23 protein-coding genes are annotated in these 25,485 nt (G+C 43.6%); 9 read left to right on the plus strand and 14 right to left on the minus strand.

Annotated elements, in window-relative coordinates; translation table 11 throughout:
• Positions 1-128 precede the first annotated feature (128 nt).
• Complete coding sequence (locus tag MTX11_RS10685; RefSeq protein WP_004281697.1) at positions 129-1,436, minus strand: MFS transporter; 1,308 nt, start codon at positions 1,434-1,436, stop codon at positions 129-131.
• 142 nt (positions 1,437-1,578) lie between these two features.
• Positions 1,579-2,223, minus strand: a complete 645-nt coding sequence (gene trhA, locus MTX11_RS10690; RefSeq protein ID WP_129717520.1) for a PAQR family membrane homeostasis protein TrhA — start codon at positions 2,221-2,223, stop codon at positions 1,579-1,581.
• Between the two features lie 102 nt (positions 2,224-2,325).
• On the opposite strand from trhA, the gene MTX11_RS10695 reads away from it, so the two are divergent.
• Both MTX11_RS10695 and MTX11_RS10700 read left to right on the plus strand, forming a co-directional pair.
• Positions 2,326-3,549 (plus strand): class I SAM-dependent methyltransferase, encoded by a 1,224-nt coding sequence (locus tag MTX11_RS10695; RefSeq protein WP_243475085.1) that lies wholly within the window; start codon positions 2,326-2,328, stop codon positions 3,547-3,549.
• Positions 3,543-3,974, plus strand: a complete 432-nt coding sequence (locus tag MTX11_RS10700) for a GNAT family N-acetyltransferase (protein WP_243475086.1) — start codon at positions 3,543-3,545, stop codon at positions 3,972-3,974. Before MTX11_RS10695 ends, MTX11_RS10700 begins: the two co-directional genes overlap by 7 nt.
• Before the next feature lie 69 nt (positions 3,975-4,043).
• Here MTX11_RS10700 and MTX11_RS10705 read toward each other — a convergent pair whose 3' ends face one another.
• The 4 genes from MTX11_RS10705 to MTX11_RS10720 form a co-directional block, all read right to left on the minus strand.
• Entirely contained in the window at positions 4,044-4,391 is a 348-nt protein-coding gene (locus MTX11_RS10705; RefSeq protein WP_153566439.1) for a hypothetical protein, read from the minus strand.
• Between the two features lie 161 nt (positions 4,392-4,552).
• Entirely contained in the window at positions 4,553-6,688 is a 2,136-nt protein-coding gene (locus tag MTX11_RS10710; RefSeq protein WP_243475087.1) for a 3-hydroxyacyl-CoA dehydrogenase NAD-binding domain-containing protein, read from the minus strand.
• Between the two features lie 11 nt (positions 6,689-6,699).
• Positions 6,700-7,905 (minus strand): acetyl-CoA C-acetyltransferase, encoded by a 1,206-nt coding sequence (locus tag MTX11_RS10715; protein ID WP_243475088.1) that lies wholly within the window; start codon positions 7,903-7,905, stop codon positions 6,700-6,702.
• A 195-nt stretch (positions 7,906-8,100) separates the two neighbouring features.
• Positions 8,101-9,111: an AraC family transcriptional regulator gene (locus MTX11_RS10720; RefSeq protein WP_004645946.1), complete on the minus strand. Its 1,011-nt coding sequence runs from the start codon at positions 9,109-9,111 to the stop codon at positions 8,101-8,103.
• Between the two features lie 213 nt (positions 9,112-9,324).
• On the opposite strand from MTX11_RS10720, the gene MTX11_RS10725 reads away from it, so the two are divergent.
• The 3 genes from MTX11_RS10725 to MTX11_RS10735 all read left to right on the plus strand — a co-directional run bounded on the left by MTX11_RS10725 (position 9,325) and on the right by MTX11_RS10735 (position 12,821).
• Complete coding sequence (locus tag MTX11_RS10725; protein WP_243475089.1) at positions 9,325-10,446, plus strand: CaiB/BaiF CoA transferase family protein; 1,122 nt, start codon at positions 9,325-9,327, stop codon at positions 10,444-10,446.
• Positions 10,447-10,699: 253 nt separating this feature from the next.
• Positions 10,700-12,343, plus strand: coding sequence for a nitrite/sulfite reductase (locus MTX11_RS10730; protein WP_243475090.1), 1,644 nt, complete (start codon positions 10,700-10,702; stop codon positions 12,341-12,343).
• A complete protein-coding gene (locus tag MTX11_RS10735; protein ID WP_005106136.1) occupies positions 12,336-12,821 on the plus strand; it encodes a DUF934 domain-containing protein in 486 nt (161 codons plus the stop codon). The genes MTX11_RS10730 and MTX11_RS10735 overlap by 8 nt, the downstream gene beginning before the upstream one ends.
• 65 nt (positions 12,822-12,886) lie before the next feature.
• On the opposite strand, the gene MTX11_RS10740 is transcribed toward MTX11_RS10735, so the two are convergent.
• The 3 genes from MTX11_RS10740 to MTX11_RS10750 all read right to left on the minus strand — a co-directional run bounded on the left by MTX11_RS10740 (position 12,887) and on the right by MTX11_RS10750 (position 15,305).
• Complete coding sequence (locus MTX11_RS10740; RefSeq protein ID WP_180180526.1) at positions 12,887-13,336, minus strand: VOC family protein; 450 nt, start codon at positions 13,334-13,336, stop codon at positions 12,887-12,889.
• A 160-nt stretch (positions 13,337-13,496) separates the two neighbouring features.
• Positions 13,497-14,672 (minus strand): thiolase family protein, encoded by a 1,176-nt coding sequence (locus MTX11_RS10745; protein WP_243475091.1) that lies wholly within the window; start codon positions 14,670-14,672, stop codon positions 13,497-13,499.
• 111 nt (positions 14,673-14,783) lie between these two features.
• Positions 14,784-15,305: a GspH/FimT family protein gene (locus MTX11_RS10750; protein WP_044108385.1), complete on the minus strand. Its 522-nt coding sequence runs from the start codon at positions 15,303-15,305 to the stop codon at positions 14,784-14,786.
• A gap of 375 nt (positions 15,306-15,680) precedes the next feature.
• Here MTX11_RS10750 and omp38 point away from each other — a divergent pair, with 375 nt between their 5' ends.
• Complete coding sequence (omp38, locus tag MTX11_RS10755; RefSeq protein WP_153566446.1) at positions 15,681-16,718, plus strand: outer membrane protein Omp38; 1,038 nt, start codon at positions 15,681-15,683, stop codon at positions 16,716-16,718.
• Positions 16,719-16,822: 104 nt separating this feature from the next.
• Positions 16,823-17,356, plus strand: a complete 534-nt coding sequence (locus MTX11_RS10760) for a cysteine peptidase family C39 domain-containing protein (RefSeq protein ID WP_243475092.1) — start codon at positions 16,823-16,825, stop codon at positions 17,354-17,356.
• A gap of 53 nt (positions 17,357-17,409) precedes the next feature.
• On the opposite strand, the gene MTX11_RS10765 is transcribed toward MTX11_RS10760, so the two are convergent.
• From MTX11_RS10765 to MTX11_RS10775, 3 genes are all read right to left on the minus strand, one after another.
• Positions 17,410-18,873, minus strand: coding sequence for an amino acid permease (locus MTX11_RS10765; protein WP_004645936.1), 1,464 nt, complete (start codon positions 18,871-18,873; stop codon positions 17,410-17,412).
• Positions 18,873-19,907, minus strand: a complete 1,035-nt coding sequence (locus MTX11_RS10770; RefSeq protein WP_243475093.1) for a methyltransferase — start codon at positions 19,905-19,907, stop codon at positions 18,873-18,875. The genes MTX11_RS10765 and MTX11_RS10770 overlap by 1 nt, the downstream gene beginning before the upstream one ends.
• 66 nt (positions 19,908-19,973) lie before the next feature.
• Positions 19,974-21,344 (minus strand): uracil-xanthine permease family protein, encoded by a 1,371-nt coding sequence (locus MTX11_RS10775; RefSeq protein WP_243475094.1) that lies wholly within the window; start codon positions 21,342-21,344, stop codon positions 19,974-19,976.
• Between the two features lie 174 nt (positions 21,345-21,518).
• Between MTX11_RS10775 and typA the strand changes: the two genes are divergently transcribed.
• Both typA and mscL read left to right on the plus strand, forming a co-directional pair.
• Positions 21,519-23,357 (plus strand): translational GTPase TypA, encoded by a 1,839-nt coding sequence (gene typA / locus MTX11_RS10780; RefSeq protein WP_004281716.1) that lies wholly within the window; start codon positions 21,519-21,521, stop codon positions 23,355-23,357.
• Positions 23,358-23,534: 177 nt separating this feature from the next.
• Positions 23,535-23,975, plus strand: a complete 441-nt coding sequence (gene mscL, locus MTX11_RS10785; RefSeq protein WP_180038979.1) for a large conductance mechanosensitive channel protein MscL — start codon at positions 23,535-23,537, stop codon at positions 23,973-23,975.
• An 86-nt stretch (positions 23,976-24,061) separates the two neighbouring features.
• Here mscL and MTX11_RS10790 read toward each other — a convergent pair whose 3' ends face one another.
• Positions 24,062-24,346: a peptidylprolyl isomerase gene (locus MTX11_RS10790; protein ID WP_004281718.1), complete on the minus strand. Its 285-nt coding sequence runs from the start codon at positions 24,344-24,346 to the stop codon at positions 24,062-24,064.
• On the minus strand, positions 24,343-25,203 hold the full coding sequence (gene mutM, locus MTX11_RS10795; RefSeq protein WP_243475095.1) for a bifunctional DNA-formamidopyrimidine glycosylase/DNA-(apurinic or apyrimidinic site) lyase: 861 nt from the start codon (positions 25,201-25,203) through the stop codon (positions 24,343-24,345). The genes MTX11_RS10790 and mutM overlap by 4 nt, the downstream gene beginning before the upstream one ends.
• Positions 25,204-25,485: the final 282 nt, after the last annotated feature.

Below are 25,485 nucleotides of genomic sequence, written 5' to 3' on the forward strand. Positions count from 1 at the left end.
CTTGCCTCATTTTTTGAATTGAGTTCATTTGATTGTTGAGCAAATTTAACAAGATAAGTAGCCGAATTTTGTTGTGAAATCATAAAAAAGCCAGCATCGAGTGCTGGCTTTTGAATCAATCTAAAATCTTAGATCTGATTGTTTACATCATCATTTTTGGTTTCACGAATCAGTAAAAACGCGACAAGCGACAGGATAGATGCTGCGGTCAGGTAATAACCGACTGCAGACAAACCATAGGCCGTTGCCAGCTTGGTTGCGATTAGCGGTGCAAATGATGCACCGAAGATGCCTGCCAAGTTAAAGGTTAATGCAGAACCCGTGTATCGTACTGAAGTCGGGAAGATTTCAGACAATACCGTACCGATTGGCCCATAAGTTAAGCCCATGATCGCCAGACCAATACACAAGAACAGGAACACCACCAAGGTGCTGCCAGATTCAAGCATATCTGCAAAGAAGATACCGAAGATCGCAGAAATGACACATACCGCAATCGAAGTAGTCTTACGGCCAAATTTCTCTGCCAATACTGCTGAAAGCGGGATGAATGCAGCAAAACACAGAGTTGCAACTAACTGCAATTGCAGGAATTCTTCACGAGAATAACCAAGTTGTTTGGTTCCCCATTGCAGCGCAAATACCGTAGTAAGATAGAACACAACGAAAGTACAGATTGCAGCAATCGTACCCAGAACCAGCATGCGGGAATGCTTTTTGAATACCTGAACAAAAGGAACATTCACTTCTTTCTGTTTATCCAGCACTTTTTGGAAAGCAGGTGTTTCATGCAATTTTAAACGAATCCATAAACCCACAATTACCAACAAGGCACTTGAGATAAACGGAATACGCCAGCCCCAAGCCATAAAGTCAGCTTCAGACATGAAAGCGCCAAGCGTCAGGAAAGAACCTGTTGCCAGAATAAAGCCGATTGGAGCACCCAGTTGCGGGAACATGCCATACCAGGCACGCTTGCCTTCAGGGGCATTTTCAGTTGCAAGAAGTACAGCACCTGACCATTCACCACCTAGACCCAAGCCCTGACCTAAACGGCACAGTGCAAGTAACAATGGCGCAGCAATTCCGATTTGCGCATAAGTTGGTAACAGGCCAATCGCAACGGTTGAAATCCCCATAGTTAGCAAAGCTGCAACCAAGGTGGCTTTTCGTCCGATCCGGTCACCTAAATGACCAAATAATGCTGCACCAATCGGACGGGCAATAAATGCAATGGCAAAAGTCGCAAGAGACTGAATGGTTGCGGTCATTGGATCTGTACTAGTAGGGAAGAACAGATACGGAAAAATAATGACAGCAGCGGTGGCATAAATATAAAAATCGAAGAATTCGATTGTGGTGCCTACCAAGCTTGCTGTTAAAACGCGAAATTTTGAATTTTGTGCTGGCTGAGCAGCAGAATTAGACGACGCCATGGAAAACCTTACACTTACTAAAAATAAAAAAACTTAGTTTTAAAAGCGTAATCTTTTTAAAAAAGGCGTAATTTTTTAAAAAAACAACTGCAATCTTCTCGCTTCAACTCGCTCAGGGTCACTGAAATGAAAAAGGAGATGATTAAATCACGTAAAGATAGATAGACAGAAAATGTGATCCTGCGCCTATCAATACAAATATGTGCCAGATAGCGTGGGTATATCTTACTCTTTTTAAAGCGTAAAACAATGCACCCACGGTATAAGCGAGTCCACCAATGATGAGAAAGGTTAAAGATTGAGCACTTAAATATTGCTGCATATCATCCATGACCAGCAGTGCCAGCCAGCCCATGGCCAGATAAGCCGCCAAAGAAAGTTTCTGGAAACGATGAATGAAAACGAACTTGAAAAGTGTACCAAGAAGGGCAATCACCCAGAGTGCAATCAATAAATACTGAGCTTTGGCGGTTGGAATGGCGATTAACAGAAAAGGGGTATAGGTTCCGGCAATTAAATAATAAATCGCGGTATGATCGACTTTTTTGTAAAAATAACGGCGGTCTGCTGTGGTGGCCATATGGTAAAGCATGGAAGCAGAAAACAGCACAATCATGCTCAGCGCGTAAACCCACAGTCCAATCCATTGTCCAGTACTTAGGTAAGACCCTTTAATAATCAAAAGAATACCAGCAACAATGGATAGCCCGGCACCTACGCCATGACTAATATAGTTAATCCGTTCCTCATTTTGATCATAATCTGGAACCAGTGGAGCATTCTGCATGATTGTCATTCTTCTTCAAATATACACTTGTATAGTAATTCAATTTTGCTTTTAGGTTAAGAAGATTTAAACTTGATGCGCAATTCATTTCAGGTTTTATCTATGTCAACGTTGGCAACTCTCTCAGATCAGGAACAGCAATTCTTGGACACCTTTCAGCAAGCTGTTGAAAGGGATCAATTTGATCGCCTGATCTTAAGCCAGTATAAAGGTGAACTGCAGGATTTAGAAAAAATGACCTTGCGAGTCATTACATTAAATGAACAGCGCGTATTGAGCTGCCTGTATCGTTACAAGACGCAGGATGTCACCAAGAATTATCCTTTGGATGAAGCATTATTTCAGGTTACTTCACTACTGGCGTGTTGCAAACAAGCCAATCTGATCACCGTCGATGAAGAATTACAGCTGAAAAAAAACAAGAAAAAAGCCATGTTAACGCGCAGTAAACATAAAGTAGCGATGAATCAGGCGAAGCCTGCTGAACAAGGTCATGACCGGATTAAACAACGTTTTGTCGATCAGGACAGTATCTTTCTCCAGCATCTCGGGATTACCGATCAAAAAGCGCAAATTATTCCGAGCATGGCGCGCAAATGGAAGCAGATTAATAAGTTTGTGGAAATTTTCTCAGGTGCCCTGGCGCAGATTAAGCCACAAGCCGAAGGCCTGCGCGTGGTGGATTTTGGTTCAGGTAAAGGCTATCTGACCTGTGCTTTATATGACTATATGCAAAAACATGGTCAAACGCCGCATGTCACGGGGGTAGAGCTTAATCCGAAAATGGTTGAATTCTGCCAGAATGTCGCGCAGCAATCTGGTTTTGATCAGCTGGACTTTTTCCAGGGGGATGTGCGTACTTATGCGCCAGAACGTCTGGATGTGATGATTGCCTTACATGCCTGTGATGTAGCAACAGATTTTGCGATTCATAGCGGGATTCGCCTGAATGCACAGATGATCATGTGTGCACCGTGTTGTCATAAGGAATTGCGTCCGCAGTTGCAGGCGCCAAAAGTCCTCAGCCCGATGTTACAGTTTGGTATTCATGCCGGACAGCAGGCAGAAATGTTGACCGATACCATTCGTGCTTTACTGCTCAAAGCTTATGGTTATGAAACCAAAGTTTTTGAATTTGTGGCGCTGGAACATACCAGTAAAAATAAAATGATTCTGGCGACAAAACGCAAAGACTATCAACAACCCGATCAGGAAGTTCTGGCACAAATCCAGGCACTAAAAGAGATGTATGGGATCCAGAAACATTCACTGGAATTGTTGCTTAATGATCAATGGGATCAGCAGGGAATTGGTTCTAAATGCTAAATAGTCCAGAACTGAAAATAGTGTCCGGCAGCTGGAAGGATTTGGCAGCGCATGCCAAAGCGATTCGTGAAGCCGTGTTTATTCAAGAACAGCATATTGCAGCTGAAGATGAATGGGATGCTGAGGATGCGGTTGCTCTACATTTCATTGTTTTTCAGCAGGATCAGGCGATTGCTACAGCACGCTTATTGTCAAATAATAGTATCGGTCGGGTTGCAGTCCTAACAACAGCACGCGGTTTAGGTGTTGGTCAGCGCTTGATGCAGGCCGTGATTGACTATGCGCGTGCAGAGCAGCGTAAGTTGGTAAAGCTGTCTTCGCAAGTGCACGCCATTGGCTTCTATCAAGCGCTGGGATTTGAAGCTCAAGGTGATGAATATCTGGATTGTGGAATTCCGCATATTGATATGTATTTAAAGCTTTAATTTTCAGCCATTCAAATACGAAAAAGCGAGGCATTGACCTCGCTTTTTTATGCATAGACTGAATCTGGATCAGTGGCCATGTGCTGCATTTGAGCTGTGCTCGGCATTATCCATATTGGCATGTTCTTCAGCTGACATATTGTGTTCAGCAGCTGTCGTACCTGGATGAGCCGTATTGGTAGCTTCACGTGCTTCACGATCCGCCTGCGCTTTGGCAAGCGCTTCTGGAGACATCGTTGGTGCATTTTTAAAAGCGTGTTGCTGGGTAGTCTGTTTATTTTGCTGGCTTGGCATGTAATCCGGTTCATTACTTATCGCGAGCCAAAAAATAAGCATGAATAATCCACCTAAAATACAGAAGATAATAAGTGCTTTCCAACCCCAAGGAGATTTTTCAGGTGAACTGTGATCAGTCATAGGTCTTACCCACGTGGATACCAAACTTATGTAACTTTATAACATAAATTGATCAAAAAGCAGATCAAAATCTGTCATCACATGATTCTGTTCATTGCTTGAAGCAAATCTGGAAGATAAAAAAGAGGAAACACGTTCCTCTTTTTATTTAAGTGCTCAAATTATTGAATCGGCTGAGCGTGTGCTGCGCGATCTTTGAGGAGTTGTGGGGCTTTGAAGCGTTCGCCATATTTATTTTCAAGTACTTTGGCACGGGTCACGGCTTTGGCTAAACCATACTGATTCAGGAATTGCACAGCACCGCCCGTCCAGGCGGCAAAGCCAATACCAAAAATAGAACCCACATTGGCATCGACGACAGATTCAAGGACACCTTCTTCCAGACAACGTACGGTATCCAGTGCCTGTACAAACAGGAAGCGGTCAATCATTTCCTGTTCAGAAATATCGTTGTCTTTTTTCCAGTGGCTGAGACCAGACCAGAGCTGCTTTTTTGCATCGGCCGGATAATCATAAAAACCTGCGCCTGCAGCCTTACCTTTACGGTTAAATTCGTGAATCATGCTGTGAATCACGTCATCCGCAGGTGATTTAGTGATGGTCTGACCTTGTGCTTCTAAAGCTTTGTATCTTTCATTGGCTACATGTTCAGACAAGGTCAAGGACACTTCATCCTGAATCGCCAACGGGCCTACCGGCATACCGGCTTTGAGAGCTGCCATTTCAATTCGTGCCGGATGTACGCCTTCTGCCAGCAGACGCAAGCCTTCCTGTACAAAGGTGCCAAACACGCGGCTGGTAAAGAAGCCACGGCTGTCATTCACCACAATCGGTAATTTGCCAATCTGCTGCACGAAATCGAAAGCTTTGGCCAGCGTTTCTGCCGAGGTATTTTTACCTTTGATAATTTCGACTAGCTGCATTTTATCGACCGGACTGAAGAAATGCAGGCCGATAAAGTTCTGATCATTTTTTGAAGCCTGGGCTAATTCTGTGATCGGCAGGGTCGAGGTATTCGAAGCCATCATCCCGTTGCTGATAAGATATTGCTCTGCCTCTTGCGTGACTTGAGCCTTGAGCGCGGGATTTTCAAAGACGGCTTCAATGATCAGGTCACAACCCGCTAGATCTTCATTCGATGCAGTCGCTTGAATCAGACCCAGAACCTGATCTCGTTTCTCGGCTGTTAAACGCCCTTGAGCGACTTTTTTATCCAGCAGTTTCTGGCTATAGGCTTTGCCTTTTCCAGCCGCTTCTAATGAAATATCTTTCAGAACTACTGGAATGCCTGTGCTGGCAGTCGCGTAGGCGATCCCAGCACCCATCATACCCGCACCTAGAATACCGACTTTAGTGGCTTTCCACCTTTCAAGACCTTGAGGGCGACTGGCGCCGGACTTGATTGCATTCAGACCATGCCAGAAGGTGCCAATCATATTTTTAGAAATTTGACCGGTCGCCAAATAAGTAAAGTAACGCGATTCAATGGTCAGGGCAGTATCGACATCGACCTGTGCACCTTCTACCGCAGCCGACATGATCGCTTCAGGTGCAGGGTAGCAGCCTTTGGTTTTATCGCGCAGCATCGCCGGAGCAATTGCCAGCATCTGTGCAACTGCTGGTGTCGAAGGGCTACCACCCGGAATTTTATAGCCTTTTACATCGAATGGCTGCTGAGATTTTGGATTGGCTTTGATCCAGGCAATGGCCTTTTTCAACAGTTCATCGGTACTGTCTGCGACCTCATGAATCAGCCCTAAAGATTTAGCTTTATCGACTCCAAACTGTTTGCCTTCCATTAATAAAGGAAGGGCATTTTGCAGACCGAGCAGGCGGATGCTACGGACGATACCACCGCCACCTGGTAATAAACCCAGTGTGACTTCAGGCAGGCCAAATTTGCTTTTAGGCTCATTCAGGGCAATACGATGATGGGCACACAGGGCAATTTCCCAGCCACCGCCAAGCGCCGTGCCATTCAGTGCAGCAACCACAGGAATACCGCGAGTTTCGATATAGCGTAGTTTGGCTTTCATCTCTTCAATCATATTGAAGAATTCAGTTGCATGCTCAGGAGTGGCTTGAATCAGTTCATCCAGATCGCCGCCAGCAAAGAAAGTTTTTTTCGCTGAACGGAAAATAATCCCGGCAATATCTTCATCTGCTTGTAACTGGACAACGACTTCATCTAGTGCCGTACGAAAGTCGGCATTCATGGTATTGGCAGACTGGTTTGGAGAATCAAACGTTAAAATAACAATATTATCTTCATTTTTTTGATATTGAATTGCGCTCATTATTTTTCTCCTTATACCAGTTCAATAATGGTTGCGATGCCCATACCGCCACCCACGCAAAGTGTAGCTAGTCCACGTTTTTTGCCCTGGCGTTCTAACTCGTCCAGTAATGTCCCTAAAATCATCGCACCAGTTGCACCGAGTGGATGTCCCATGGCAATTGCACCGCCGTTGACATTCACCTTGGCAGGATCAACCTTCATTTCATTGATAAAGCGCATCACCACGGCAGCAAAAGCTTCATTGACTTCAAACAGGTCAATATCATCAATCGTTAAACCCGCCTTAGCCAAGGCCTTACGAGCAGCCGGGGCAGGGCCGGTCAGCATAATGGTTGGATCTGCACCGACCAGTGCCGTCGCCAGTACTTTGGCACGTGGCTTCAGACCTTGTTCTTTTACTGCTTGTTCCGATGCGATCAAAACCACAGCCGCGCCATCGACAATTCCTGAAGAATTCCCGGCATGATGCACATGATTGACAGCACCCACTTCAGGATATTTTTGCAGGGCAATTGCATCAAAGCCCATTTGTCCCATAGTGGCGAAACTTGGATTGAGTTTGCCTAGGCCTTCTGCAGTCGTTGTCGGTTTGATAAATTCGTCTTTGTCCAGGATTACTACACCAGCTTTGTCTTTTACCGGCATAACAGAGGCGTTGAAATAACCATTGGCTTGAGCGGCAGCTGCTTTCTTTTGTGATTGTTCGGCAAACTGATCTACATCTGCACGGCTATAACCGTCAATCGTGGCAATCAAATCCGCACCGATACCTTGCGGAATAAAGTCACAGGCCATATTGGTCTCCGGGTCCAGTGCCCAGGGTCCACCGTCGGAACCCATCGGCACGCGGGACATGGATTCGACTCCACCTGCCACAACCAGATCTTCCCAGCCAGAACGGACTTTTTGTGCGGCCAGATTGATAGCTTCCAGACCGGAAGCACAAAAACGGTTGATTTGCACGCCTGCTACATCATTGTCCCAGCCGGCAGCGATGGCAGCTGTTTTGGCAATGTCGGCACCCTGATCACCAATTGGGGTGACACAACCGAGCACGATATCATCCACTTTTGAGGTATCAAATTGATGACGCGCCTGAAGTTGATTGAGTAAACCAGTCAGTAAGGAAATGGGTTTTACCTGATATAAAGATCCATCTTTTTTGCCTTTTCCGCGTGGGGTACGAATGGCGTCAATAATATATGCCTCGCTCATAGCTTGTCCCTTTTATTGATTTGATGAAATTTATTCTAATGACTCGAGTGTAATACTTAATTTTTGAAGTGCAATGACGAGAACGGGCCAGATCATTTGAGCGATTTAGCCAATTTTAACCATAAAAAAAGCCTAAGCTAGGGAGCTTAGGCGGAGAGAAACGATTTTAATTTTTATCGGTTCGGGAGTATTAGCTTAATGATAACCGTGTAATTGACGATACAGACCCGGAGTCACACCTGTCCATTTTTTGAAAGCACGGTGGAAGGTACTGGTTTCACTGAAACCGACTTGTTGCGCGACATCTTCAAGGGTAAGATCAGGGTTAAGTAACAGGTGAATTGCGGCATCACGACGCAGGGCATCTTTTACGCCTTGATAGCTTTTACCTTCGGCTGCCAGACGGCGGCGCAAAGTTTGCGGTGATAGATATAACATCGATGCGACATCGTTTAATGTCGGCATTTCTTCGCCAATCTGGCTCTTCAGTACATCACGAATCCGTGAAGTCAATGAGTTGGTATTTTTGAATTTCACCAGCAGTTGGGCAGGCGCTGCTTTCAAAAATTCTTCCAGGGTTTCTTCATTCTGGCGAATTGGCAGGTCCAGATAATCCGCAGCAAAAGTGATCTCGGTGCGTGGCATATCGAACTGCATTACCGGCGCAAAGAACAGGGCATCATATTCATCGGCATGGTCTGGACGAGGGTAGCTAAAATGCACGCGTTCCAGTGGCAGGCGACGCTCAATGAGCCAAGACGCCAAGCCATGCCAGATCATCAGCATGCTTTCAGTAATGAAATGATCCGGATCCATCGCATTTGGAATCAGCGGAACCAGACGTGCTTCGTGTTTGTCGCGTTCCAGGGTCACCGACCAGTCATCACCAAAGAGTTTGTAGAACTGGGAAGACAGTTCCAGTGCATCACCCAGAGTTTTGGCATGAATGATCAGCTGGCACATGATCGCAAAAGTACCCAACCGGCGTTGCTGTTTGTCAAAGCCGACATGCTCGTCCTGGGTCACCATCCACAGCATTTTAATAAAGCGGGTATATTGTTCAGGCGAAATACGCGCTTTGGGCTGATGCAGCAGTTCTGCTTCAATCCCGACGTGAGACAATAAAGTATCGACATCCATGCCCAGACGCTTAACGCCAGATAAGGCTGCATTGACGAAGTGGATACTGATCGTATCACGACTCATGTTTAATCCTTCAGTCTCTTTAATGTTCACTAATAATTGACCTAAATGACGAAAAATAATAAAGCAATGGCAATTTACAAGAATACCTTTGCCATTTTCTTACATATTAGATTGCCGAAACTATCAAGGTAAATGGCTGAACATGACATTGTTTTTATGCATTTATGTGCCTAAGATGCTGAAAAAAGCAATATAAGTAGAGCAAATACTCCAATGTCATATGCATTAAAAGGATTGAAAATCCTAGATTTTTCTACACTTTTACCCGGCCCGTTTGCCACATTATATCTTGCTGATTTAGGTGCAGAAGTTGTGCATATTGAATCACCAACCCGACCGGACCTGTTGCGATTAATGCCACCCTTTGCCAATGGACAGGCCACTTCACAAAGTTATTTGAACCGAAACAAGCAATCGGTTGCACTGGATTTGAAAGATCCTGCGAATATTGAACTGGTTAAATCCAAGATTGCAGATTATGACATTGTGATTGAGCAATTCCGTCCCGGTGTAATGCAACGTCTTGGGCTAGACTATCAAACCTTAAGCGAAATTAATCCGAAACTGATTTACTGTTCCATTACCGGTTACGGCCAAACTGGCACATATAAAGATAAGGCAGGGCACGACATTAATTATCTGGCTTTGTCCGGAATTGCCGGACACAGTGGCCGGATTGAAAATGGTCCACCAGCCTTGGGAATTCAGGTCGCCGATGTTGCAGGTGGTTCCATGCATGCCGTGATTGCGATTCTGGCCGCGGTGATTGAACGCCAACAAAGTGGCAAAGGCCAGTACATTGACATTTCCATGACCGATTGTGTGGTAACGATGAGCAATCTGGCAGCTTCTGCCAGTCTGGCTGGCAATCAGCATCAATCTCCAGAATCCGGCTATCTGAATGGCGGGACTTTTTACGACTATTATGAAACCCAGGATGGGCGTTATTTGTCAATTGGTAGTCTGGAACCACAATTTATGCAGGGGCTGGCACAGGCTTTAGAGCTGCCGATTCTTCTGGAAAAAGGCGCCTCTTATACCGCTGAAGCTCATGCTGTGGTGAAGCAGGCGATTCAGAATAAAATCAAGACCAAGTCATTAGCTGAATGGCAAATGCTGTTTGCCGCGCTGGATGTCTGTGTCGAACCGGTGCTCAGACTTGAGGAAGCGTTACATTCTGATCTGGCCCAGCAGCGAGGATGGGTCGTACAGGTGCCACTCAAATCCAGCAGTCAGCAGACCGAAGCACAACTGGCTTGCCCGATTAAATTTTCACGTTCAACGATACGTTATGAATTTGTAGGGCAGCAATTGGGAGAGAGTCAAAATTGGTAGAATTTTAAAGTGTTAATAAGATAGTTAACAGAAGTTGAGAAAATTTTTCCTATATGAAAATAAGTAATAATGATTGAAGAATTTAATCATTATTACTTTAAATTTAATCGAATGCTATAAATACTGAGATCCGTGAAACTTTGACAGGCTTATCAATAAAACCGCTATGAAATATGTATAAAAAGCATTTTATTGATAGGTTCAATCTCGCTATCCTTGCCGGCGATATAATAGAAACTACTAGCTGTACGCCATGTATTTATATACTGATTTCGATCAGCAACTGATTAATGAACGTGTTGCACAGTTCCGTGACCAAACGGAACGTTATTTAGCCGGTAAACTCACTGAAGATGAGTATCGTCCGCTTCGTCTGCAAAATGGTCTGTACGTACAGCGTTATGCGCCAATGTTACGTATTGCCGTGCCATATGGTTTGATGAACTCAAAACAACTTCGTAAAGTGGCTGATTTGGCAAAAGAATATGACCGTGGCTACGCGCATATTTCGACCCGTCAAAACATCCAGTTTAACTGGCCTGCGCTGGAAAATGTGCCGGATATGCTGGCTGAACTGGCCACTGTGCAAATGCATGCGATTCAGACCTCAGGTAACTGTATCCGTAATACCACGACGGATCAGTATGCAGGTGTGGTTGCAGGTGAAATTGCCGATCCACGTCCGACTTGTGAATTGATCCGTCAATGGTCAACCTTCCATCCGGAATTTGCTTTCTTGCCACGTAAATTCAAGATTGCAGTCTCTGCGCTTGAAGAAACTGACCGTGCAGCCACTGCATTCCACGATATCGGTGTGTATATTGTGCGTAATGAAGCAGGCGAAATGGGCTATAAAATCAAAGTCGGTGGTGGTCTCGGCCGTACGCCAGTGATTGGTAGCTTTATCCGTGAGTTCTTGCCGCGTGAAGACCTGATTGCTTATCTGGAAGCAGTCCTTCGTGTGTATAACTTGCATGGCCGTCGCGACAACAAATATAAAGCACGTATCAAGATTCTGGTAAAAGCTTTAACACCAGCAGTATTTGCCGAGAAAGTTGAAGCTGAATTTGCGCATACGATTAAAACACTGAAAATCGATGCAGACACCTTGGCGAAAATGGATGAGAACTTCACGCCATTTGACTACCAAGATTATACAGATGAAGATTTCACTGAACTATTTGCACAATATCCAAAATTCAAACAGTGGTTCAACATCAATACCAATGCACATAAAGTGAAAGGTTATCGTATCGTGACGATTTCACTGAAACGTGCCGGGATTGCACCGGGTGATGTCAGCACAGAAGAAATGAACCTGATTGCAGATCTTGCCGATCAGTACACTTTCGGTGAGCTGCGTACCACGCATGAACAAAACATTTCCCTGGTCGATGTACCACAAAAAGATTTGTTCGCTGTATGGCAAACCCTTGACCAAAATAACCTGGCACGTGCGCATATCGGTTTCTTGACCGACATCATCTGCTGCCCAGGCGGTGACTTCTGTTCATTGGCCAATGCGAAATCCATTCCGATTTCTGAAGCGATTTCCCGCCGTTTTGATGATCTGGATACGATTTATAACCTAGGTAAACTGGATCTGAATATTTCAGGTTGTATGAATGCCTGTGGTCATCACCACGTGGGTAACATCGGTATTTTAGGTGTAGACAAGAAAGGTGCAGAATTCTACCAGATCACTTTAGGCGGTAATGCCGATCATGATGCTTCGATTGGTGACATTCTTGGCCCATCATTTGCAGCCGAGGTCGTACCAGATATCGTAGAAGAAATTCTGAATACCTATCTTGACCTGCGTCAGGAAGGTGAAGAGTTTATCGATACTTATCGCCGTGTCGGCATTCAACCCTTCAAGGAGCGTGCATATGCTTAATACCGCACTTCAAGTACTCTCTAAAGATGGCACGATTGCAGACAATACCTATCAATTGATGGGTGAAGATGGTGTTTTGCCTCAGGGTGATGTGGTATTAACTGTTGAACAGTTAGATCAAATTACCAATGTGACAGGCAAAAAAGCATTGTACTTAACTGTAGATGCTTCGCCTGAAACCAATGATTTTCCGCTCGATCAGCTCGATGCAATCTTTATTGAGTTTGCCGGTTTTAATGATGGCCGTGGTTATTCATTTGCAGCACTTCTTCGCCGTCAGGGTTTCCAGGGCGAACTGCGTGCTACTGGAGATGTATTCAAAGATGTACTGAATTACATGAAGCGTTCTGGTTTCGATACTTTTGTGATTAAAGAAGGTAAGGATATTCAGGAAGCTGCTGCTGGTTTGAATGATTTCAGAAATCCGTATCAGGCATCGACTGCGGTTGCACAGGCACATTATCAAACAGGTGCATAATTTAAATTAAGTTACTGTCAAAAAGCCGGATTGATTCCGGCTTTTTTATGTCTTGATAAAAACCTTTAATTTTCTTCAAGTTGACAGTTGATCATCCAGTGGATTCCAAACTGATCGCTAAAGGCGGCATAAAGTGCGCCCCAAAAGGTTCTTTCTAGCGGCATCTCAATTTGACCATTCACCGATAAAGCATCAAAGAGTCGTTGTGCTTCAGCTTGTTCGCTAGCGTCTAAGTTAATGGAAATATAGTGGTTATTACCTTGCGTAAACACGGTATTGGTTTGCGCGCAAAATTGATCATTCGTATCGGATGCCATCAGTTCTGTAAATTCGTTAATGGGAAGTGAGATATGCAAGATTTTATTTTTATCCACTTCCGACAGTGTGACACCTTCTTCAGCTGGCATTTCACCATAACGACTCAGACTTGAAAATTCGCCTCCAAAAACTGATTTATAAAAGTTAAAGGCTGCTTCAGCCTGACCTTGGAAATTGAGGTAATGATTCAGTTGCATGGGAGAACTCCCTTTTTATTTTGCTTGCTTTAATCTACGCCACTTTGTGGTATTTTGCGCGAGCAAGCTTTATCAAAATGTAAGCGAAAAAAATCCTCCAGATCAGGAGGGTTTTTAACTCCCTCTCCTTATGGGAGAGGGATGGGGGTGAGGGAAGAGGTTAGAGTAATTCAATCGCTACAGCAGTTGCTTCACCACCACCGATACATAGAGCAGCAATACCTTTCTTGCCACCGGTACGTTTTAGTGCATGAATCAAAGTCAGGATAATACGCGAACCGGTTGAACCCACAGGATGGCCGAGTGCGCATGCACCACCATTGATGTTGACTTTTTCAGGATCTAGCTTGAACTGATCCATTGGGCACATGGTGACTATGGCAAAGGCTTCATTGATTTCCCAAAGGTCGACATCAGAAGCGGTCCATCCGGTTTTATCCAGTACTTTCTGGATTGCACCGACTGGAGCAATGGTAAATTCAGATGGATGTTGAGAATTCGATGCATAGGCCACAATTTTGGCTAAAGGATTTAAACCTTTTGCTGCTGCATTGTCAGCCGAGGTAATTACTAAAGCTGATGCACCATCTGAAATCGAGCTGGCATTAGCCGCCGTAATCGTACCGTCTTTAGCAAACGCTGGACGTAAAGTTGGAATTTTATCGATGTTGGCATTAAATGGTTGCTCATCTTTATCAACAACCACATCGCCTTTACAGTTTTTAACTGTTACAGGCACGATTTCATCAGCAAAGTAGCCTTCATTGACCGCAGTTTGCGCACGCTTTAATGAGCGAATCGCAAAATCATCCATCTGCTCGCGGGTATAGCCTTTGGTATTTGCCATATCTTGGGCAAATGAACCCATCAAACGACCTGTTTCAGCATCTTCCAAGCCATCCAGAAACATATGGTCCTTGATTTCACCGTGACCCATACGGAAACCGCCACGTGCTTTTGGCAATACATAGGGCGCATTGGTCATGGATTCCATACCACCGGCAACCACGATATTTGCAGAACCTGCTTTAATCATGTCAGCAGCTTGCATGACGGCTTTCATGCCTGAACCACATAATTTATTAATGGTCACAGCACCAGTAGAATCTGGAAGACCAGCTTGACGCATCGCTTGACGTGCAGGGCCTTGCTTTAAGCCTGCCGGAAGGACACAACCCATAATGACTTCTTCAATATCTGCTGGTTGCAGACCCGCACGGGCAATTGCTTCTTTAATGGTGACCGCACCGAGTTCTGGAGTAGTTACACTTGCAAGACTCCCCTGGAAGCCACCCATGGCTGTACGTGCACCATTGACAATTACGATGTCAGTCATTGTTCTCTCTCCGTATGAGTTTTAATCAATTTTTTCAAACTTAAGCAGTATATTGAAAAAAACTCAGGATTGAAGCGTTAATCGCAGCGAAGCATAAACTGGATAGTTCTGTTAGCAAGACGAGAGACTTTCAATCCTGATATGGCCCATTTTGCTGAGTACAATACGCTGTTGGCTAGAAAGATGGGTAGAACAATAATAGAAACTACCATTTGAACCAATCGGCAAGGCAGTATGCGCTTGATAAGTGACACTCGGTAAACTCAAAGTTCCTCGCCAACTTAGGTTACCGTATTTGAGGTTCAGTGCATCAATATGTAAAATTTGTTCGTCTACATCCACTTGCCTGTTTTTATTTTTATCAATAAAAACCAGCATGTTCTTGTTCCATTGATTGGCTTGGCAACTGAGAGAATCTTGGCTCGGGCAGATTACAATATTTTGATGAAACACTGCAGCCTGGCTGCGTGCATAGCGATTAATTTGAGATAATTTGATCGGAATATTTTTGGCTTCCTGTTTAGATCGATATTCATGAAAGTACGGTAGAGCAATACTGGCCACGATTGCAATTATTGCAATACAGATAATTAACTCAACAATAGTAAACGCTCTTATTATTTTTTTATACATAGAGTTACCTGATTTATATATTATTTTTATAATAATGGTGTTATTAATTATATGTTTTTTATGCTTTATTGAGCATGTAAATCAATGCTTACTGAAGTCTCAAGAAAGCTGTTAAAATAAAATTGGCAATCAGAATAGGGTATTCAGAATAAAAAATTGAGTAAAAAATTACTGAATTACAACGGAAATTGTAAGTAATTTTGTCAATAATTTACTTGATTAAATTAATCAAGCACTTGGAAAAATAATAAAGTGTTTGTATGATGCCATGTGAATAGCTTAAGAATAATACTGGGGTAATAAAAAGCCTATCTCAGGATGGCCTATTACGGGCTTGAGCTTGAACAACAATTGTTATCTCTGGAGGATAAATCCATGAAAATGAGTCGTATTGCTTTAGCTATGCTTGTAGCTGCACCTTTTGCTGCTGCCAATGCAGGCGTAACTGTTACTCCGTTGATGTTAGGTTATACCTTCCAAGACACTCAGCACAACAATGGCGGTAACGATGGTGAGTTAACAAATGGTCCTGAGTTACAGGATGATTTGTTTGTCGGTGCTGCTATTGGTATTGAATTAACTCCATGGTTAGGCTTTGAAGCTGAATATAGTCAAGTAAAAGGTGATGTAGACACTAATTATGGTGAATACAAAGCGAAAAACATCGCAGGTAACTTCTATGCAACTTCAGATGTCTTTACTGGCAACTATGACAGCAAAGTAAAGCCATACATGCTTCTAGGCGCGGGTCACTACGAATATGAATTCGATGATGCTCGTTTAGCTTACCGTGATGGTGAAGAGGGTACTTTAGGTAACGCAGGTATCGGTGCATTCTGGCATATCAACGATGCACTAGCGCTACGTACAGAAGCTCGTGGTACTTACCACTTTGACGAAAAATTCTGGAACTATACAGCACTTGCTGGTCTTAACGTAGTTCTAGGTGGTCGTTTGAAACCAGCTGCTCCAGTGGTAGAAGTTGCTCCAGTTGAGCCTGTAACTCCGGTTGCTCCAGCTCCACAAGAGTTGACTGAAGATCTGAACATGGAACTTCGTGTGTTCTTTGATACAAACAAATCAAACATCAAAGATCAATACAAACCAGAAATCGCAAAAGTTGCTGAGAAGTTAGTTGAATATCCAAATGCTACTGCTCGCATCGAAGGTCACACAGACAACACTGGTCCACGTGCATTAAACGAACGTTTATCTCTAGCTCGTGCTAACTCTGTTAAATCTTCACTTGTGAACGAATACAACGTAGATGCATCTCGTTTGTCTACTCAAGGTTTCGCTTGGGATCAACCGATTGCTGACAACAACACTAAAGAAGGTCGTGCTATGAACCGTCGTGTATTCGCGACGATTACTGGTAGCCGTACTGTTTTAGCTGAACAACCAGCTCAATAATTCGTTATTGAATACTGATTAAAAAAGGCGACTCTCTGGAGTCGCTTTTTTTATGTCTGCATTTTGACTACACTTAGCCTGTTAAGATGTCGTTGAGTAAAAATATGAGTGTTGAAATTCCTGAAGACTTGCAAAATCTGGAAGCCAATGGCGGAATTTTTGCAATATGGATGATTTTTCATCATTATGGCATTGATTTGAATATTTCTGACTTAACTCAGCTCTGTCAGCATGATCTTGAAATGGGAAGCTCTAGCATCGCACTTGCGGTTGCTTTAAAAACACTTGGTCTGGATGTCGATTTTTATACTGAACATGATGCAGATAAACAGCCAATTGAAGTCGATTTCTATCAACAAGCTCATCGCTTAAATATTCCTGTTACAGAGCAGCCATTGTCGTATGCAGAAATTCAGGAAAATGTAGAAGCAGGCTGTTTTGTGATTGTATTTTACGATACCCTAGAAGGTGTGGGTAATCATTCATTAGTTTATGCAATCGATGAAAATGAAATCAGCTTCTTTGATAGCTTTGAGGCAATGCCGGCGCATGTGTTTGAGCAGCAACGTCGAGTAGACGGAATTTGCCAGCAAGCGATTGTGATTGATGACCGTAACTTTGTAATGCGAAATAGCTAAAATAAAGAGATTAAAAAAGCAGTCCTGAGACTGCTTTTTCATTATTGGCTGGGTTATTCCTGATCAAGTTTCATCGGCTGCACATCCATCTCTTGATAAGAGACCAGTTTGGTTTTTTTCTTCCATTTGTATCCGAACCAGATGGCCAGGAATAGCGGAATACTGATATAGGTCGATAGCACACCCATCCATTGACCGGCCAAAACATCCTGATAGTTCTGTCCAAGGACGACAATCGCACACAGGATAAACGCAAACCAAGGGGCGAAAGGAAAGAATTTAGCGCGATAAGCCAGATCTTCCAGTTTATAACCTTGAGCCAAATAACCTTTGCGGAAGCGGTAATGCGAAATTGCAATCCCGAGCCAGACAATAAAGCCACACATCCCTGACATGTTTAGCAGCCAGTTAAAGACTTCCTGTTCACCAAAGAAAGTAGTCAGGAAGCATAGAGCTGCGATCGCCGTAGTGGCATAGAGTGCATTCATTGGCACACCACGCGGGTCCAGACGCGCAAACATTTTAGGTGCACTGCCTTTACGCGACATATCAAACAGCATACGGGTAGATGAATACATACCCGAATTACCCGCAGATAGAATAGCGGTCAAGATCACCGCATTCATGATACTGGCGGCAAAGGCAAAACCGGCTTTTTCATACAATAAGGTGAATGGCGAAAGCGCAATATTATCTGTTGCAGCGGCCTGTAATAAACGTGGGTCATTATAGGCAATCAAGGTGCCGATAATGAAAATACATACAATATAAAACAGAAGGATACGCCAGAAAATCTGTTTGATGGCCACCGGAATAGTTTTCTTTGGATCTTTTGATTCACCTGCCGCAACACCGACCATTTCGGTACCCTGGAAAGAGAATCCGGCAATCATGGCCACGCCAATTAATGCCTGGAAACCACCGACAAAGGGTGCATCACCAATGCTCCAGTTGGCAAATGCTTCCGCACCCGGGGTGAGCATGATCTTCACGATCATCCAGATTCCGATGATGATAAAGGCAATGATCGCGAGAACTTTCACCAGAGAAAAGAAAAATTCGGATTCGCCAAAGCCTTTTACTGTCAGGGCATTAATCCCGAAAATAATGGCCAGGAAAATGGCGCTCCAGTACACGCCCGGAATATCGGGAAACCAGAATTTCATAATGAACTGAACGGCAACCAGCTCAAAAGCCACGGTAATGGCCCAGTTGTACCAGTAATTCCAACCTAAAGCGAAACCAAAACCACCTTCGACATATTTGGTGCCGTAAGTGAAAAATGCACCTGAGGTCGGATTGTGCGTGGCAAGTTCACCCAAGCTGGTCATCAGGAAATAAATCATGATCCCAATCAGTACATAGGCAAGTAGTGCACCGCCTGGTCCAGCGTTGGCAATAGTCGCACCTGAGGCCAGGAATAGACCTGTACCAATTGATCCACCAATGGCGATCATATTCAGATGACGAGCACCCAGCTTACGCTGCAGCTGCATCGTGTTTTGCGTTTCGCTCATCATGATTCCTTAACATTTTTTTGAGTGCTGGCGAAGAGCACTTTAAAGCCTTGTTGATCTGCTTTTACTGTGCAGCGACCAAAGTTTTGTTCAATCAGGGTCGGGTAGTTCAAGAAACGGTTGGCCACAATCCAAAGCTCACCGCCCGATTTTAAATGACGACGCGAGGTTTTACATAAGGTTTCGCTGGCCGTGTAATCGGTCTCGATTCCCAGATGAAAAGGCGGATTACTGACAATCGCATGCAGGAACAAGGGTGCATCCTCAATGCCTGTAACCGCTTTGATTTCAATTTGTTCAGGAGTAAGCTGATTTTCTTCAAAGGTCATTTGTGTAGAAGCCAGTGCAAAGGCATCAACATCCATGGCAAAAATCCGGTTTTTCGGATTCAACTTTGCCAGATACGCGCTAATCACACCCGCACCACAACCAAAGTCAGCGATTTTACCTGAGGTGACTTGTGACAAATAAGGTAATAGTGTGGCAGTTCCCACATCCAAACGGTTTTGACTAAATACGCCTGGAAGTGCACAAATATTCAGGTCGCCATTTGGTGTCGATACGGTATAGCGCTGTGCCCAGTCTGCAAGTGCTTTTTTCTCGACCGTATGGTCTAGAACCAATTGCCAAAGTTGGCAATGACGTGCGCTGTCAAGTTTGAGTGTTTTACCAAAAGGCTGCAACTGTTTGGCTGCGCGTTCTATCCCGCCTTTCTTTTCACCGACCAGAAAAATACTGCTGCCCGGTTTAAGCTGCGCTGCCACGGTGTGCAGTAAATAATTCAACAGTTCTTTAGACTTGGGTACAAAAATAACCGCCTGATCAAACTCAGCTTCAGGCATCTCTGCACCAAAATGCACATCTGCTTGTTGTGACTGGAAATATTGAAAATCGTTAAAATTCCATGTCCAGACAGCGGGATTGATAGAGGCATCGAATTCAGCGAGCAGATCATCTGTTGGTGCATTAATCAGTAGGATGCGACCCGACAAAAAATCATATTGTCTTAATAAAACTTCGCTTTTAGGATCCATAGGTATCTCTCCAATATAAAGAACACTGCCTAAGCCTGACCTAGACAGTGTTCTTTGGACATGAAATTACTTCTTTGTTTCAGGAAGTACAACATTAAGAATAAGGGCCGCGATACCACCAGTGGCAACGCCTGAGCTAAAGATATTACGGAATAACTCAGGAAGATGCTCAAGAATTTGTGGAACTTGTGCAACACCTAAACCCAGTGCCAGTGAAATCGCAATAATCAGCAAGGCGCGACGGTCCAGATGAACACCAGACAGAATGTTAATACCAGATGCTGCAACTGCGCCAAACATGACCATGACTGCGCCACCCAGTACCGCTTGCGGAACGGCCTGAATAATACCAGCAACTGCAGGCAGCAAACCAAGAATAACCAGCAAAGCAGCAATCCAGATGCCGACATAACGACTCGCTACGCCCGTCAACTGAATCACACCATTGTTCTGTGCAAATACCGAACTTGGGAAGGTGTTAAAAATACCGGCAAGGAATGAATTCGCGCCATTCACCAGTACACCACCTTTAATGCGCTTCATCCATTTTGGACCATCAACTGGCTGGTTGGAAAGCTTTGAAGTCGCAGTGATATCACCAATCGCTTCTAAAGACGTCACCAGGTAAATGAATGCCATCGGAATAAACAGGCTCCAGGAGAAGCTTAAACCGAAATGCATTGGGGTTGGAATCTGTACCAACGGTGCATCTTTTAGACCAGAGAAATCCAGATGCCCCATAAAGCCCGCCAGAACATAACCACAGATTAGGGCGATCAAAATGGCAGAACTTTTTACCCAGGTAATCCAGATACGGTTCAGAATAATAATCAACGCCAAGACGGTACAAGACATGATCAGGTTGTCAGCATTGGCAAAAGTTTTATCGCTCATGGCCTGATAACCACCGCCCATACTGATTAAACCTTCTTTAATTAAGGTCAAACCAATCAGCAGCACGACAATCCCGGTCACCAGCGGTGTAATCAGTTTTTTGATCCAAGGCAGAATTTGTGACACGCCCATTTCAATAAATGCACCTGCAATCACCACACCAAAAATAGAAGCCATTACTGCTTCTACAGGTGTACCTGCAGCCACCATGGCTGAACCAATACCAATAATTGGACCGATAAAGTTAAAGCTGGTTCCTTGGACAATCAGCAGACCGGCACCAAAAGGTCCGACTTTTTTAGACTGTAAAAAAGTTGCGATGCCCGAGATCACCAAGGACATGGACAAAATCATGTTGGTGTCTTCTTTGGAAACACCGAGCGCTAAACAAATCAGCAGGCCAGGAGTCACAATCGGGACAATAATCGCTAATAAATGCTGGAATGCAGCTAAAAAAGCAATCAGTGGTTTTGGTCGATCTTCCAGACCATATACCAGGTCGAGTTGATCTTTAGAAGGAGGAGATTGATTAAAATCAGACATGTGTCAATGCAAATTAAGGCTGGGTGGCGCTATTCTAATCGAGTTACACGTCTTTACAAAATCAAAAAAGCCCCAACTGGGCAAAAAAAGTTGAGGAGTGTGGTTACAGTGACTATAAAAGTTTTGTATTTTTCTGTATAATTTGCCCTCAAATTACATACGCATTGAATTTACATGTCAGATATTAAAACTCTCCGTAACATCGCCATTATTGCGCACGTCGATCATGGTAAAACCACTCTTGTAGACAAACTTTTGCAACAATCAGGTGCTCTCGGTGATCGCGCGGGTGAGATCGAGCGTGTCATGGATTCTGGCGCTATTGAAAGCGAACGTGGTATTACCATTCTTGCAAAAAACACTGCAATCAAATGGTTAGATGAACGTACCAATACTGAATACCGCATTAACATCGTGGACACCCCGGGACACGCCGACTTCGGTGGTGAAGTTGAACGTGTAATGTCGATGGTTGACTGCGTACTTCTTCTTGTAGACTCACAAGAAGGCCCGATGCCACAAACTCGTTTCGTAACGCAAAAAGCGTTCGCACGTGGTTTGAAACCAATCGTGATTATTAACAAAGTCGACAAGCCAAGCGCGCGTCCAGACTGGGTAATTGACCAAGTATTTGATTTGTTCGATAACTTGGGTGCTTCTGACGAACAGTTAGACTTCCCAGTTGTTTATGCTTCAGGCCTTCGTGGTGTTGCTGGTCCTTCTCCAGAAGAACTTGCTGAAGATATGACTCCGTTGTTCCAAACGATCGTAGACATCGTTGAACCACCAGCGGTTGACGTTGATGGCCCATTCCAAATGCAAGTATCTTCACTTGACTATAACAGCTTCGTAGGCGTTATCGGTATTGGTCGTATCCAGCGCGGTTCAGTGAAATTAAACACACAAGTAACTGTAATCGATAAAGATGGCAAAACACGTAACGGCCGTATCTTAAAAATCATGGGTTATCATGGTCTAGATCGCGTTGACGTTGAAGAAGCTTCTGCAGGCGATATCGTTTGTGTAACGGGTATCGATGCACTCAACATTTCTGACACCATCTGTGATCCGAAAAATGTTGAAGCTTTACCTCCATTGTCTGTAGATGAACCTACAGTATCGATGACATTCCAGGTAAACAACTCACCGTTTGCTGGTAAAGAAGGTAAGTTCGTAACTTCACGTAATATCCGTGAACGTCTAGACCGCGAATTGATTCACAACGTAGCATTACGTGTTGAAGATACTGATAGTCCAGACCGTTTCAAAGTATCTGGTCGTGGTGAACTTCACCTTTCAGTTCTTATTGAAAACATGCGTCGTGAAGGTTTCGAAATGGGCGTATCTCGTCCACAAGTAATCATCAAAGAAATTGATGGTGAAAAACAAGAGCCATACGAAAACGTTACTTTTGACGTTGAAGAACAGCACCAAGGCGCTGTAATGGAACAAATGGGTCACCGTAAAGGCGAAATGACCAATATGGAAGTTGACGGTAAAGGCCGTATCCGTATTGAAGCAACTGTTCCTTCACGCGGTCTGATTGGTTTCCGTTCTGAATTCCTGACCATGACTTCTGGTACAGGGATCATGACGTCTAGCTTCTCGCACTACGGTCCAATGAAGCAAGGTACTGTTGCAAAACGTCAAAACGGTGTACTGATTTCTATGGTTCAAGGTACTTGCTTGGGCTATGCACTGTTCACACTTCAAGACCGTGGTCGTCTATTCGCGAAACCACAGTTAGAAGTTTATGAAGGTATGATCATCGGTATTAACTCTCGTTCAGACGACATGACAGTTAACCCGACTAAAGCAAAACAGTTAACGAACGTACGTGCTTCTGGTACTGACGATGCGTTGACGCTGGTTCCTGCGATTGAATATACACTTGAGCAAGCACTTGAGTTTATTGAAGATGATGAATTAGTAGAAGTAACACCTAAGTCAATCCGTATCCGTAAGCGTTTCTTGACTGAAAATGAACGTAAACGTAACCGTTCAGGTAAATAATCGCTAGATTATTTCGGGTTTTCAAAAACCGTAATCTTTTCGAAGATTACGGTTTTTTTATATTTACGCTATGCTTAGATCACAATTTACTAAAACGCATTAAACTAAGTCAAAATTAAAAGTATTTATTCAGGTATAATTTGACCCAAAACTTGAAAATAAAATATGGGAGCGGTTATGAGCATTATTAAAGAATTTAAAGAGTTTGCGATCAAAGGCAACATGATGGATCTGGCGATTGGTGTCATCATCGGTGGCGCTTTTAGCAAGATCATCGATTCATTGGTGAAAGACATCATTATGCCTTTAATTACCGTGATTACCGGTGGTGGCGTCGATTTTACGCAAAAATTCTTTATCTTAGGAAGAAACCCAGACAATTTACAATCTTTAGATGCCTTGACTAAGGCGGGTGTGAATGTACTGACTTACGGTAACTTTTTAACGATTTTAATTAATTTCTTAATCTTGGCTTGGGTCGTATTTTTATTGGTTAAATTCATGAATCGTTTACGTAAACAAGAAGGCCCAGTCGAGGAAACTCCGACTACCCCAGCCGATATTGAATTACTGCGTGAAATTCGTGATGAATTGAAAAAGCGTCCACCTCAAGTCTAATGTTTCTAATCCCCCTAAATCCCCCTTTTATAAAGGGGGGGAACTCCTCCCTTTGTCAAAGGGAGGTAAGGAGGGATTTATAAATATTAAAAATCCATCCGAAATTTGATTTCGACCAAATGAAAACCAAACTGGCTTTTGACCGGACCATGTAATACACGTTCTGCTGCAGTAAATACGAGTTTATCAATCACTGGAACCAGTTGACCTTTCTTTACTTCACCTAGCTCACCGCCACGTTTGGCAGAATTACAGGTTGAATACTGTTTTGCGATTTTATTGAAGTCGGCGCCACTTAAAATCTTCTTTTTAAGCTGCTCAGCGGTTTCTTTATCTTTAACCAGAATATGACGCACAATAGCTGTCTTCATGACTTTTTCCCTTGTACAGTTGCCACTTTTTTGACAGGGAGCTGGATCTTTTTCAAAGGTTGGCACTCAGGACAAAAAACTGAAGCCCGTTGTCCCAATTTAATATTTTCAAGTGTGGTCTCGCAGTTCACACACATTTCACCGGCACGGCCATAAGCCAGTAGGGTTTGCTGGAAATAACCATTTTCGCCCATGGCATTGGTGTAGTCTCTTAAGGTTGAACCACCCAGATCAATCGCCTGTTTCAAGATGCGCTTGATTTCCAGTACTAGCTTTTCAATCTGCAACAAGCTTAAAGTCGAGGCTGGTTGTGCCGGATGAATCCCCAGATTAAACAGACTTTCGGTCGCATAAATATTGCCTACGCCCACCACCACATGGTTATCCATAATTGCAACTTTGGTGCCAACATTTTTATTCTTCAATTTTTCAAATAAATACTCGGCATTAAAGTTCTCGCTTAAAGGTTCTGGCCCCAACGTGTCAATCAATTTGCTTTGTGATTGTGCATCCAGCCAAAGAATGCAGCCAAAACGGCGAGGGTCATGATAACGCAGTTCGATATTATCAAACTGAATGATTAGATGGTCATGTTTGCGTAATTCTTCATTGCCATCGCATAGACGGAAACTTCCCGACATGCCCAAATGCCAGAGCATGGTGTCGTGTTCAAACTCTGCCAGAATATATTTAGAACGGCGAGTGAGATTCAGTAATTTTTGCCCCACCAGTTTTTCTATATTTTCTGGAATAGGCCAGCGCAAACTTGACTGACGCACTTCAACACGTTTTACGCGTTGTTCCAATAAAGGCAATAAACTGATTTTGGTGGTTTCAACTTCTGGTAATTCAGGCATAACACATCAGTGACGAGGGAGATGCAGCTAATATTGGGTGAATTGGCCGGGATTGCAAGCGTTAATCTGGGTGAAATCGCTGGAAAATGACTGGGTATTTCATCTTTATTTAAGCTGGAATTGTTTAAAGAATAAACTAGGTTTCTATGTTTTTATAGCGAATCTTCTTAGGAGGAAATCGAATGGAAATTATCAATACATTATAAGCTAATGAAAAATATATAAATAATTTAAGATTTTTTAAATAAAAATTATATTTTTATGTTTAAGACATAACTAAAA

This window comes from Acinetobacter lwoffii (assembly GCF_022809915.1).
Taxonomy (GTDB): domain Bacteria; phylum Pseudomonadota; class Gammaproteobacteria; order Pseudomonadales; family Moraxellaceae; genus Acinetobacter; species Acinetobacter lwoffii_M.